Genomic DNA, 11988 nt, shown 5'->3' with positions numbered 1-11988 from the left:
TATGACCGAACGTTCCCGGAGCGGTAAGACCGCTTGGGACAAGGAGAAAACCCGCGAGCTGTTTCGTCGCTACAAAGAGACCGGTGATCCGGACGCCCGCGAGCAGCTCGTCATGTCCCATATGAACCTGGTAAGGTTTCTTGCCAATAAATTTAAGAATCGCGGCGAGCCGCTCGACGACCTCATGCAGGTCGGCTATCTGGGTTTGCTCAAGGCTATCGACCGCTTTGACCCCGAGCGCGGACTTGAGTTCACCACGTTTGCCACGCCCACCATCCTGGGTGAGATCAAGCGTCACTTCCGCGACAAGGGTTGGAGTGTGCGCGTTCCGCGTCGCCTACAGGAGCTCTCTGCCAAGGTTAACCAGGCCACCGACAAGCTCACTAACGAGCTGCAGCGCTCGCCTAAGGTGGAGGAAATCGCTGAGTACCTAGACGTGACCGTTGACGAGGTGCTGGAGGCCATGGAATCGTCCTCGGCCTATACCTCGGTGCCCATCGAGGCCCCCGGTGCGTCCGATTCTGACGACGCGCCTTCAATTCTCGACCGCTACGCCGACGACGACAACGAGCTCGACTTCACCGATGACCGCCTGGTGATTGAGGAGGCCATCCGCGATTTCTCGCCGCGCGAGCGCGAGGTTATCGAGCTGCGTTTCGTAAAGGGCATGACCCAGATCGAGATCGCCAAGAAGCTGGGCATCTCGCAGGTGCAGGTCTCGCGCCTGCTGCGCCGTACCCTTAAGAAGGTTCAGGACAAGATCGACCCCGACGGAGTGATGGTTCGTTCATGAGTGAACACCCCCAACAAACCGATCGCGCGCTGCGCGATACCCGTATACTGACGCTTCGCATTTGGGCCGTCGTCGGCTGCATTGTCATCGCCGCCGTCATCTTTAACCTTATGGGTATCTTGGCGCCGGTTATCGAGTTTCTAGCTGTCGGTTCCATCATCGCTTTTGTGATGTCGCCGATTACTAACTGGCTCGAGCATCACGGCGTCAACCGTGGCATTGGTTCGCTTATCGCGCTGATCGTGGTCGTTGCTGTGCTCGTCGGTGTCGTTTGCATCTTGTCGCCGATTCTCTTTGGCCAGATCATGGAAGTCTTGAGCCGCCTGCCTGAGCAGCTTCGTGTTGCGGGCGGTGATCTCAACGAGATGGTCTCGCATGCCAAGACGCTCAACAACACGCCGCTCAAAGAGTATCTGGACGATAATCTTTCTTCGCTGGTTACCGTGGCGTCCAAGTATGTATCTCAGATTGCCGCCGAGCTTGGTCGCGGTGTATTCCCGTTCATTACCAATACGGCCTCGCAGCTGTTCGTCATCTTCCTCGGTCTGGTGCTTGCCTATTGGTTGGCCTGCGACTATCCCCGTATGCACCACGAGGTCTGCACCATCATTGGTCAGGAAAAGGAGACCTCGTACCGCTTTATGGTCGCGATTCTTTCGCGCTCGGTCGGCGGTTATATGCGTGGCATGGTCGTGACGTCCATCTGCGGTGGCATCCTCGCCTTTATCGGCTTTACGCTCATTGGCCATCCCTACGCGGCGCTCATGGCCATCTTTACGGGCATTATGCACTTGGTTCCGGTTGTTGGCCCCTGGGTGAGCGCGGCGATCGCCACGGTGCTCGGCTTTATGTTCAGCCCGATGCTGGCTTTGTGGACCTTGGTCGTGACCATGGTGGCACAAAATGTCACCGACAACGTCATTTCGCCTAAGGTCATGCAGAGCTCGGTGCAGGTGCATCCCATCATGAGCCTGACGGCCCTCGTTATCGGTTCGGCGCTTATGGGCGCCATCGGCATGGTTATCGCCATTCCGCTGTGCGCGGCCCTCAAGGGCATTTTCGTCTACTACTTTGAGAACGAGACCGGCCGCCAGCTCGTGGCATACGACGGCGCCGTGTTTAAGGGCACGCCCTATCGCGATGCCGAGGGTAACCCGGTCGCCGCCTATGACGCGCTTGGAGACGATACGTTCATCTATGAGTCCGAGCTCATCGGTAACGAGACTGCGCCCGAGGCCCAGGCCATGCCCAGGCCCGAGCTCGATAACCCCTGGATCAAGCTCTCGGGCCTTCAGCCCGATGCTACGGGCTTTTTCAAGAATCCCTTCGCCAAAGACGACGATTCCAACTCGGACGACGACACCAATACCGGCATCGACGGTTCCATGGACGATGATGAGCAGTAAGTCATTTCAAGTTCAAGTTCATAGGCAATAACGTGCAAATTCGCTGGAGGGTCGCTGTTTGGCGACCCTCTTTTTTGCACTTGCGCGGTGGGATGGTAATATCGTTACGTTTGAACTGTTTCGATGTGAAACCGAGGAGATTCCCTCTATGAGTGCTGACTACCCGTCAATGACTACGGCTGAGATTCGCTCTAAGTTCCTCAACTTCTTTGAGGAGCGCGGTCTTAAGCTCTATCCTTCTTCGTCCCTCGTCCCCGACGATCCTTCGCTGCTGCTTGCCAACGCCGGCATGAACCAGTTTAAGGAGTATTACCAGGGCAAGAAGACCATGAAGGAGATCGGCGCTATCTCCTGCCAGAAGTGCGTCCGCACCAACGACATCGACTGCATCGGCGAGGATGGCCGTCACCTGTCCTTCTTTGAGATGCTCGGCGACTTCTCCTTTGGCGGCGTCTCCAAGCAGCAGGCCTGCGCTTGGGCCTTTGAGCTCATCACCAAGGAGTTCAAGCTACCGCTCGACCGCCTGTACTTCACCGTCTTTACCGAGGACGACGAGACCCATGACGTGTGGCGCTCTCTGGGCGTTGCCGAGGATCACATCTCGCGTCTGGGCGAGGACGACAACTTCTGGGCCGCCGGCCCCACCGGCCCCTGCGGTCCGTGCTCCGAGATCTACTTTGACATGGGCGAGGAGGTCGGCTGCGGCAGCCCCGACTGCAAGCCCGGCTGCGACTGCGACCGCTTCCTGGAGTTCTGGAACCTCGTCTTTACCCAGTACGACCGCCAGGAGGACGGCTCCATGCCGGAGCTGCCGCACCGCAACCTCGATACGGGCATGGGCCTGGAGCGCATGGCCGCTATCATGCAGCACAAGACCGCCAACTACGACGGCGATCTGATGCAGCACCTCATCAAGCTGGGCGAGGAGATCAGCGGCAAGACCTATGACGCCGACGATTACTCCGGTGCCAGCCGCTCGCTGCGTATCATCGCCGATCACTCCCGTGCCGTCGACTTCATGATCTCGGACGGCATCCTCCCCGGTAACGAGGGCCGCGAGTACGTCCTTCGCCGCCTGCTCCGCCGCGCCGTGTTCCACGGTCGCCTGCTGGGTATCGAGGGCGCCTTCCTGACCAAGTTCATCGACGAGGTCAACGCTCAGATGGGCGAGGCCTATCCCGAGCTGCTCAAGAACGTCGCGCTCGTCAAGGGCATCGTCGCCTCCGAGGAGGAGCGCTTCTCCACGACGCTCGACAACGGCCGCGTCTATCTGGACGAGGCCCTGGCAGCGCTTTCCGAGGGCGCTGTCCTTCCGGGCGATGTTGCCTTTAAGCTGCACGACACCTTTGGTTTCCCCATCGATCTGACCGTCGAGATCGCCGGCACCGCTGGCCACGACGTCGACATGGACGGCTTTACCGCCTGCATGGAGGACCAGAAGGCCCGCGCCCGCGCCAATGCCAAGGGCGACGCTTGGGGCAGCTTCAACGACGTGTGGGTCGAGCTTTCCGACAAAGTTGCCGCGACCGAGTTCGACGGCTATGACAACGACGTCATCGAGGGCGCCAAGGTTGTCGCCATCGTGCGCAACGGCGAGTCTGTCGAGTCCGCTGCCGCCGGCGAGGACGTCGAGGTTGTGCTCGACCGCACCCCGTTCTATGCCGAGATGGGCGGCCAGCAGGGCGACGCCGGTAAGCTATCCGCCGAGGGCGTTACGCTGACGGTTGCCGACACCAAGAACCACAACGGCCTGTATGCCCACGTCGCCCACGTTGCCGAGGGCACGCTGACCGTCGGCGCTACCGTGACCGCCGCGCTCGACGCCGAGCGCCGTGGCTTCCTGCGCCGCAACCACACCGCTACGCACCTGCTCGACGCCGCCCTTAAGCAGGTCCTGGGCGAGCATGTCTCCCAGGCCGGCTCGCTGGTGACGCCCGAGCACCTGCGCTTTGACTTCACGCACTTTGAGGCCCTGTCCTCCGAGCAGCTCAAGGCTGTCGAGGACCTGGTCAACCAGCAGATCTTCGCTTCCAAGCCGGTCGTGACCCGCGTTATGGGCATCGACGAGGCCAAGGCCGCCGGTGCTGTCGCCCTCTTTGGCGAGAAGTACGGCGACGTTGTCCGCGTTGTCTCCGTGGGCGCCGAGGACCAGCCGTTCTCCCGTGAGCTTTGCGGTGGCACCCATGCCGCCAACACCGCCGAGATCGGCCTGTTCAAGATCATTTCCGAGTCCTCTACGGGCTCCAACGTCCGCCGTATCGAGGCCGTGACCTCTAAGGGCGCTCTCGATTACATGGCCGACCGCCTGGCACTCGTTGACGCCGCTGCCGCTGCGCTCAAGTGCCGCGTCGACGAGGTTCCCGCCCGCGTTGAGAACCTGCAGGCCGAGCTGCGCGAGACGTCCAATAAGCTCAAGAAGGCCCTGACCGGTGGCTCCTCCGACGCTATCTCCGGCGCCATCGAGGGCGCCGTCGAGCTCGATGGCTACAAGCTTGTTTTCGCCGAGCTCCAGGGCCTTGAGGCTGCTGACCTGCGCAACGTCTGGGATACTGTGCACCAGAAGGTTTCCGGCCCCGTTGCCTGCGTCGTTGCCAGCGTGACCGAGAAGGGCACCCCGGCGCTGCTCGCTGCCGGCTCCGACGACGCCGTCAAGGCCGGTTTCCACGCCGGCAATGTGATCAAGCAGATCGCGGGCCTGGTCGATGGTCGCGGTGGCGGCCGTCCCAACATGGCCCAGGCCGGTGGCAAGAACGCCGCCGGTATCGCCGATGCCCTCGCGGCCGCTAAGACCGCGCTGGGCGCCTAAGAACCGAAGTAGTCGCTGTGGTCGCGCTCGCACTGGACATAGGGGAGACCAGGATTGGCATTGCCGTCTCGAGCCGTGATGGCAAGATGGCGATGCCTGTCAAGGTACTCCCGGCCGCTGAGGTCACCGGTATGGCCAAGACGTTCCGTTACCTGGTCGAGGACTATGAGCCCGACATGCTGGTAAGCGGACGTCCCTTGACCATGGCCGGCGAGCCCGGCCCCCAGGCTGAGCGCGTTGCCGCCGTGGCACAAAAGATCGCCGACGAGCTCGATCTTCCGTTGGAGTTTGAGGACGAGCGTCTGTCCTCGCAAGAGGCAAAGCGTATCTTGCGCGAGCAGGGCCTCAACGAAAAGCAGATGAGGGGCAAGATTGACATGATTGCCGCCAGCCTGTTTTTGCAGACGTGGCTCGATCGTAAAAACGAGGAGGTTTCGCATGCCTAGCGCTTCCGATCCGCGCCAGCCGAATCGTACACGTCAGCCCGAGTCGCGCCCTGCCCAGCCTGGCCAGCGTCCGGCACAGCCGACGCAGCGCGCAGCTCAGCCTGGCGCGCGCCCGGTGCAGTCCTTCGCTCGTTCGGCCCAACCTGCTCAAAGGACGGGTCAGCAGCCTTCTGCTCGTTCGGTTCAGCATCCGGCTTCTCGCGCGGCTCAGCAGCCCACTGCTCGTACGGCCCAGCCTGCAGGCGGTACCCGCTTTAAGCAGCAGGCACCTGTCCGGCGAACGCAGGCTACCCAATCGCATTCGCATCATGCTCGCGGTTTGCATGGCGTTGCTCCGGCGACCCGCTCGAGCTACGACACGCGTGCTCGACGCGGTGCTCAAAAGAAGAGTTCTCCGGTTCCCATGATCATCGGCGTTGTGGTGGCGGTGCTCGCGCTTGCTGTGATCGCTTTCTTTGTCGTGCCGGCCGTCAAGGGCTTCTTTGCCGGTGAGGATACGAAGGTTACGGCTGGTCAGCAGGTTACGGTGACCATTCCCGACGGTGCTTCGGGCGACACCATCGCCTCGATCCTCTCCGAGAACCATATCGTCGAAAATCCCAAGGATTACTATGCGGCGGTCAAAAAGCTTAATGCCGATATGTCGCTCAAGCCTGGTACCTATTCGTTCACCACATTCATGGATGCGACCAAGGTTGTTCAGCAGCTCATGGAAGGCCCCAATGCGGGCTCCAATGCGCTTACTATTCCCGAGGGTCTAACGGTCGATCAAGTCGCCGACCGTGTGGCCCAGGCCTACGACAGCATCTCTAAGGAGGACTTCCTCAACCAGGCCAAGGCCTCCAACTACGTGGACGACTATAGCTTCCTTAAGGGCGCCGCCAACGATTCGCTCGAGGGTTTTCTGTTCCCCAAGACCTATTCGCTGGGCAAGGACCCGAGCGCCGATGACGTTATCCGCGCCATGCTCGATCAGTTCAACACCGAGTACAAGTCTCTTGATTTTGCCGGGTGCGAGGCCAAGATCAAAGAGCGTTACGGCGTGGAGATGTCCGATTACGACATCATCAATCTCGCTTCCATCGTTGAGCGCGAGGGTCTCAACGCCGAGCAGCGCGCGCATGTCGCCTCGGTCTTCTACAACCGCCTTGCCGGCAAGCTCGACGGTCTGCGTTATCTCAACAGCGATGCGACCATGATGTATGTCACCGGTGGCGAGGTTTCCGCCGACGACCTGCAGAGCGATAGTCCGTACAACACCTATAAGCACGAGGGTCTGCCACCCACGCCCATCTGCTCCCCGTCGCTCGAGGCACTCAAGGCCACGCTTGAGCCGACCGACTCCGATGACCTGTATTTCTACATTACGCAGGACGAGGAGTACTTCTCGCAAACCTACGAAGAGCACCAACAGTCTTGGAATTAAACATGAGGATTTTCAGCCCCAAACGATATGTTGCATCCGTCGACCGCATCGACCTTGATACCCTGTGGGCCGACGGCAAACGCGCCATTCTGCTCGATCGCGATAACACCCTGGTACCGCGCGACACCGAGCAGGTTCCCGCCGCGGTTTCCGCTTGGCTCGACGCCGCCCGCGCCAAAGGCTTTAAGCTGTGCATGGTGTCTAACAACTGGCATCGCGACCAGGTCATGAGCTCGGCACGCGAGCTGGGACTCGAGGCCATTAGCCACGCCATGAAGCCGGCTCCGTTTGCCCTCAAGGCGGGTCTTAAGCGCCTCGGCGCCACGGCCGACGAGGCGGTGCTGATCGGTGATCAGCTCTACACGGACGTGTGGAGCGGCAATTTCGCCGGCGTCGATACCATCCTGGTAAAGCCGCAGGCCACTCAGGACCTGTGGTATACGCAGATCTTCCGTATCTTTGAGCGCCGGGCCCTGCGCGACCTTCCCTGCGAGGAATAGGTCTCGCTATGTCCCAGCACACCAAACACGGCTGCGACCATATCTTCTTTATCGGCTTTTTGGGCGCGGGCAAATCGACGCTTGCGCGCAACGTGGGCACTATGTTCAAACGTCGCTTTATCGATACCGACCGCCTTGTCGTGCGTCGTTGCGGTAAATCGGTGACCGAGATTTTTGAGACCGAGGGCGAGGAGCGTTTTCGCGAGCTCGAGACCTCGGCGCTCCGTTCGCTCCAAAGCGAGCGCAGCCTGCTGGTTTCCTGCGGCGGAGGTATCGTCGAGACTCCGGTGAATATTGAGCTTATGCACCAGATGGGTATCTGTGTGTATCTCGAAGGCGACTTTGAGGATTCGATTCGCCAGATTCGTCGGTCCGACACGCGTCCCGATTTCCGTTCGCCCGAGCATGCCGCGCGCCTGTTTGAGCATCGCCGTCCGCTATATCGCCAGGCCGCCGATATTACCCTTGATATTCGCAACAAGTCCTTCGAGGACGTTTCCTACCTTTGTGCCGAGATGCTTTTGGAGCGTGGGCTGTTATGATTCGCCGTCAACTGATCAATTTTCAAAACCGCAGTGTCGATGTCCGCGTCGGATTGGGCGCGTTCGAGGAGCTGTCGCGCATGTTTGCCTCGGCTGTGGGCAAGCCTAAGCGCGCGTTGGTGGTTTGGAACGACGCCACGTCAGAGCATTTTGGCGAGGTCGTCGAGCATGCGCTGGTTGATGCCGGTTTTGTCGTGTCGCAGCTCCCGCTTGAGGTTTCGCCTGCTGGTGCCACGCTGGCCGATGCCGATGCCATCTTTGGCGCCCTATCTGCCAACGGCATTACCTGCGACGATCTTGTTGTCGCCGTTGGCGATGCCGCAACCTGCTCGGTTGTTAGCTGGTGTGCTAATCAGTGGTGCGGTCGCACCGAGTGCGCCTTGCTGCCGACAACGTTCGACGCCATGCTCACGGTCGCGACGACCATGAAGCCGCTCGTCGCCTCTTCGTCGAATGCGCTTCCCGCTATCGCGTTCCGTCCCGAATCGGGCTTGGTCGTGTGTGACCTCGACCTTGTTCGCGAGGCGGACCCCGAGGATCTCAAGCTCGGCTATGTGGTGCTTGTTGGCACCATGCTTTCGAGCAGCAAGTCCCGCTGGAATCAGTTTACCGAGACTGTTCCCGAGATTCTTTCCGGCGAGGAGGTCGCGCTCGTCAATGCTGTGCAGTGGTCCCAGACCGCGCGCAAAGATGTGCTCATGGCCACGAACCCCAGTGCTCGCCATGCACTCGATTTTGGTAAGACAGGGGAGCGCACCCTTCGCGCCTGCCTGGGCGAGGCCGCGGCTAACGTTCCCGCATACCAGCTCCTTTCCGAGGGTATGCGTTTTGAGGCGCGCCTAGCACATGATGCCTGTGACTTCGATATCGACAATGTGTTTGAGGTCGACGATTGCCTGGAGGACTTTGGCATCGAAGAGCTTGCCTTCGACTTGGAGCCCACCGCGTTTATCGAGGAGTTCCGCAAGCAGCAGTTTGCCCGCTCAAACCGCAGCATGCTGCCGCTGCCCGCGGCGCTCGGCGCCATTCGCCTGACAAATGTCGAGGACGAGATTCTCGAACGCCATGCGCAGGCGTATCTGGCTTCTCGCAAGGAACTTTTTTAACTTTATTGACATCCATCGTCTTTCGTATCATTTTGAGGGACGGGTTTTCAATCGGTTGCGAATCGCTTGTGGTTCGCCTATTCGTTTGAAGCCCGTCCTGCTCTTTTTGAGGACAATAAGAAAGGAATCTGAATGTCTGAGTTTGCTGCCGGTCCTGCCGGTCGTATCGAGCGTGTCCGTGCCCTGATGGTCGAGCGCGGCTACGATGCTATCGTCGTGCGCGATGAGGCCAACCTCCGTTGGCTCACGGGTGTGAAGGGCGTCTTCGATTACACCTTCGAGTTTCCGCACGCCGCATTTATTACGGCCGATCAATGCCTGTTCCATACCGACTCGCGCTATCTCAACAGCTTTGAGGAGAACACGCCCGCCGGCAGCCCCTGGGTCTACGACATGGACGAGGGCACCATCCCCGGTTGGGTTGCCGACAAGATCGCGGCCAACAAGTGTCGTGTCTGCGCCGTCGAGGATGACATGCAGATTAACTTTTACCAGGGTATTCAGCGTGGTCTTGAGGATCGCTCCGTCGCCTGCATGCTGCCGCTGATGCATGACGACATTCGTAAGATGCGCGCCATCAAGGATGCCGAGGAAATCGAGCTCATGCGACACGCGCAGTCGATCACCGATGCCGCCTTCCAGCACATGCTCGGCTTTATTAAGCCCGGTATGACCGAGAAGCAGGTCCGCAACGAGCTCGAGAACTTTATGTTCGCCAACGGTGCCGACAGCTTGGCCTTTGGCTCCATCGTCGCGAGCGGTCCCAACACCGCCAACCCGCATGCCGTCCCGAGCGACCGTGTCATCGAGAAGGGCGATTTCGTCCTCATGGATTATGGCGCGGGCTACTGCGACTATCGCTCCGATATGACGCGTACCGTCGTGATGGGCGAGCCCACGCAGGAACAGCTCGACCTGTACGAGCTCGTGCGCCGCACCCACGAGGAGTGCGTCGCCGCTATCCATCCGGGCGTCGAGGGTAACGATATCTTCAAGCTTTCCAAGAAGATCATCGGCGATGCCGGTTATGGCGATTACTACAACCATGGCCTGGGCCATGGTGTCGGTATCGACATCCACGAGCTGCCCAACTTCAACCGCAGCAAGAACATCATCGAGGTCGGCTCGGTTGTCACCATGGAGCCCGGCGTCTACCTGCCCGGCGTGGGCGGCGTGCGCTTGGAGGATTACGGTGTTGTCACCGAGAACGGCTATGAGCCCTTCACCAAGACCCCGCACGACTTGCACGTCATCGACTGCTAAGCCATTCAGTTTGATTTTGGAAGCGGGGCGTCCGAAATGATTCGGGCGCCCCGCGTTCTCTTTTTATGCGCTCGCCGCAGGCGCCGCCTGCAAGTGTATAATTTCGCTCGTATGTAATTTGGACGCTTGTGCGTTCTACCCATAACAAGAAAGGTCGCTATGCCTACCATTTCTACCGCCGACTTCAAGAACGGCCTCGGTCTCCGCATTAAGGACAAGGTTTACACCATCGTCGAGTTCCAGCACGTCAAGCCGGGCAAGGGCGGTGCTTTTGTGCGCTACAAGACCCGCGATATCAAGAGCGGTCGTGTCGTCGAGAACACCTGCAACGCCGGTACCAAGTTCGAGAGCGTCATGCTCACCACCCGTGAGTTCCAGTACCTCTACAACGACGGTGCCGACTACATCTTCATGGACAATGAGTCCTACGAGCAGGTTCCCGTTCCCGAGGACATGGTGGGCGAGAACTCCAAGTGGCTGCGCGAGAACGACACCTGCCAGTTGCTCTTCGCCGACGACGAGCTCATGGGCGTGACCCCGCCGATGTTCATCGAGACCACCATCGTCCAGACCGACCCGGGCTTTAAGGGCGACACCGTTCAGGGTTCCACCAAGCCGGCCACCATCGACACCGGTGCTGTCATCCAGGTCCCGATGTACCTCAACGAGGGCGAGGTCATCAAGGTTGACACCCGCGACGGCAAGTTCGTCTCCCGCGTCTAGCAACCAACTCTTCTAGGAGGACTCATGCCCCAGGAAATCAAGATTGACGGCATCGGTATTTCGCCCGATGTTCTGACCGCCATCGTCTCGCGCGCCGTCACGGATGTCGAGGGCATCGCCTCCGTGGGCGTCAAGGACCTTGCCACCAACCTTGTCTCCATGATGTTTTCGTCCAAGGCCCCGGCTTCCGAGCCGCCGGTAGAGGCCGAGGTCATCGGCGACAAGCTCGCACTCACCGTGCGCGTCGTGGTGTTCTTTGGCTATCCGTTCAAGAAACTCGCCGAGGCCGTTCGCTCCGCCGTGGTCGCAGCTATCGATGCCCAGGTAGGCGTCGAGGTCGAGCGCGTTGACGTTTGCATCGACGGCCTCGTTTTCCCCAAGGAGTAACCTTTGAGCCTTAAGGTTTATCGCGGGCGTACGCTTGCCCGCAGTCAGGCGCTGCAGCTGCTGTTCCAGGCCGAGGCCACGGACAGCCCGCTCGAGCGCGTCCTCGAGGGCGATTTCCTGATCTCGAAGGGTCCCCTCGACCCCTACGCTCTGGAGCTGTGCCGCGGTGCCTACGAGTATATCGACCGCATCGACTGCGCCCTGCGCTCCATCGCCAAGAACTGGGATCTTATGCGCATGCCCGGCGCCGATCGCAATCTGCTGCGTATCGCCGTCTATGAGATGCGCTTCCTCACCGACGAGGAGGTCTCGGACGCCATCGTGATCAACGAGGCTGTAGAGCTTGCCAAGGCCTATGGCACCGACCAGTCCGCGTCGTTTGTCAATGGCGTGCTGGGCAAGATCGCGCGTAGCGAGGAGCTGCCGGGCGAGGACCTGTATCAGGAGCTGCTGGCCGAGGACCGCGCCCGCGAGGAGGCCCAGGCCGCCGAGGCTGCCGCCAAGGTTGCAGCCGCTCAGGCTGCGGCCGGCGTTCTCGACGAGGGTACCGAGGTCGCCGAGGTCGAGACCGGTACCGTCGAGGAGTAGCC

The 11988-nt window shown here is 60.3% G+C and carries 12 protein-coding genes; all 12 read left to right on the top strand.

The genetic code is table 11. The features are described 5' to 3' along the window. Window position 1: 1 nt before the first annotated feature. Complete coding sequence (locus tag ACQRAQ_RS02615; protein WP_427717298.1) at window positions 2-793, top strand: RNA polymerase sigma factor SigF; 792 nt, start codon at window positions 2-4, stop codon at window positions 791-793. Beyond that, entirely contained in the window at window positions 790-2199 is a 1410-nt protein-coding gene (locus ACQRAQ_RS02610; RefSeq protein ID WP_427728156.1) for an AI-2E family transporter, read from the top strand. The genes ACQRAQ_RS02615 and ACQRAQ_RS02610 overlap by 4 nt, the downstream gene beginning before the upstream one ends. A 148-nt stretch (window positions 2200-2347) precedes the next feature. Then, window positions 2348-5005 (top strand): alanine--tRNA ligase, encoded by a 2658-nt coding sequence (alaS, locus tag ACQRAQ_RS02605; RefSeq protein WP_427793778.1) that lies wholly within the window; start codon window positions 2348-2350, stop codon window positions 5003-5005. Window positions 5006-5022: 17 nt separating this feature from the next. Further along, window positions 5023-5451, top strand: a complete 429-nt coding sequence (gene ruvX, locus ACQRAQ_RS02600) for a Holliday junction resolvase RuvX (RefSeq protein WP_427793776.1) — start codon at window positions 5023-5025, stop codon at window positions 5449-5451. Then, window positions 5444-6877, top strand: coding sequence for an endolytic transglycosylase MltG (gene mltG / locus ACQRAQ_RS02595; protein ID WP_427793774.1), 1434 nt, complete (start codon window positions 5444-5446; stop codon window positions 6875-6877). Before ruvX ends, mltG begins: the two co-directional genes overlap by 8 nt. A gap of 2 nt (window positions 6878-6879) precedes the next feature. After that, window positions 6880-7377, top strand: a complete 498-nt coding sequence (locus ACQRAQ_RS02590; protein WP_117646451.1) for a YqeG family HAD IIIA-type phosphatase — start codon at window positions 6880-6882, stop codon at window positions 7375-7377. An 8-nt stretch (window positions 7378-7385) separates the two neighbouring features. Continuing rightward, a complete protein-coding gene (locus ACQRAQ_RS02585; RefSeq protein ID WP_154515515.1) occupies window positions 7386-7919 on the top strand; it encodes a shikimate kinase in 534 nt (177 codons plus the stop codon). Then, window positions 7916-9025 carry a hypothetical protein gene (locus ACQRAQ_RS02580; protein ID WP_427793772.1) on the top strand — a complete coding sequence of 370 codons (1110 nt, stop codon included), beginning with the start codon at window positions 7916-7918 and terminating at the stop codon, window positions 9023-9025. The genes ACQRAQ_RS02585 and ACQRAQ_RS02580 overlap by 4 nt, the downstream gene beginning before the upstream one ends. 132 nt (window positions 9026-9157) lie before the next feature. After that, a complete protein-coding gene (locus tag ACQRAQ_RS02575; protein ID WP_427717316.1) occupies window positions 9158-10288 on the top strand; it encodes a M24 family metallopeptidase in 1131 nt (376 codons plus the stop codon). 159 nt (window positions 10289-10447) lie between these two features. Further along, window positions 10448-11011 carry an elongation factor P gene (gene efp, locus ACQRAQ_RS02570; protein ID WP_154515524.1) on the top strand — a complete coding sequence of 188 codons (564 nt, stop codon included), beginning with the start codon at window positions 10448-10450 and terminating at the stop codon, window positions 11009-11011. Window positions 11012-11035: 24 nt separating this feature from the next. Then, on the top strand, window positions 11036-11398 hold the full coding sequence (locus ACQRAQ_RS02565) for an Asp23/Gls24 family envelope stress response protein (protein WP_427793770.1): 363 nt from the start codon (window positions 11036-11038) through the stop codon (window positions 11396-11398). Between the two features lie 3 nt (window positions 11399-11401). Further along, window positions 11402-11986: a transcription antitermination factor NusB gene (gene nusB / locus ACQRAQ_RS02560; protein WP_427793768.1), complete on the top strand. Its 585-nt coding sequence runs from the start codon at window positions 11402-11404 to the stop codon at window positions 11984-11986. Window positions 11987-11988 lie beyond the last annotated feature (2 nt).

This window comes from Collinsella sp. SGI.178 (assembly GCF_050313495.1).
GTDB lineage: Bacteria > Actinomycetota > Coriobacteriia > Coriobacteriales > Coriobacteriaceae > Collinsella.
The sequence above is the reverse complement of the archived record's forward strand: the minus strand, read 5'-3'. Positions and strand labels throughout refer to the sequence as shown.

Coding starts and splice junctions, on each gene's coding strand:
- ACQRAQ_RS02615 (WP_427717298.1), top strand. CDS start 2: ATGACCGAACGTTCCCGGAGCGGTAAGACCGCTTGGGACAAGGAGAAA.
- ACQRAQ_RS02610 (WP_427728156.1), top strand. CDS start 790: ATGAGTGAACACCCCCAACAAACCGATCGCGCGCTGCGCGATACCCGT.
- alaS (WP_427793778.1), top strand. CDS start 2,348: ATGAGTGCTGACTACCCGTCAATGACTACGGCTGAGATTCGCTCTAAG.
- mltG (WP_427793774.1), top strand. CDS start 5,444: ATGCCTAGCGCTTCCGATCCGCGCCAGCCGAATCGTACACGTCAGCCC.
- ACQRAQ_RS02590 (WP_117646451.1), top strand. CDS start 6,880: ATGAGGATTTTCAGCCCCAAACGATATGTTGCATCCGTCGACCGCATC.
- ACQRAQ_RS02585 (WP_154515515.1), top strand. CDS start 7,386: ATGTCCCAGCACACCAAACACGGCTGCGACCATATCTTCTTTATCGGC.
- ACQRAQ_RS02580 (WP_427793772.1), top strand. CDS start 7,916: ATGATTCGCCGTCAACTGATCAATTTTCAAAACCGCAGTGTCGATGTC.
- ACQRAQ_RS02575 (WP_427717316.1), top strand. CDS start 9,158: ATGTCTGAGTTTGCTGCCGGTCCTGCCGGTCGTATCGAGCGTGTCCGT.
- efp (WP_154515524.1), top strand. CDS start 10,448: ATGCCTACCATTTCTACCGCCGACTTCAAGAACGGCCTCGGTCTCCGC.
- ACQRAQ_RS02565 (WP_427793770.1), top strand. CDS start 11,036: ATGCCCCAGGAAATCAAGATTGACGGCATCGGTATTTCGCCCGATGTT.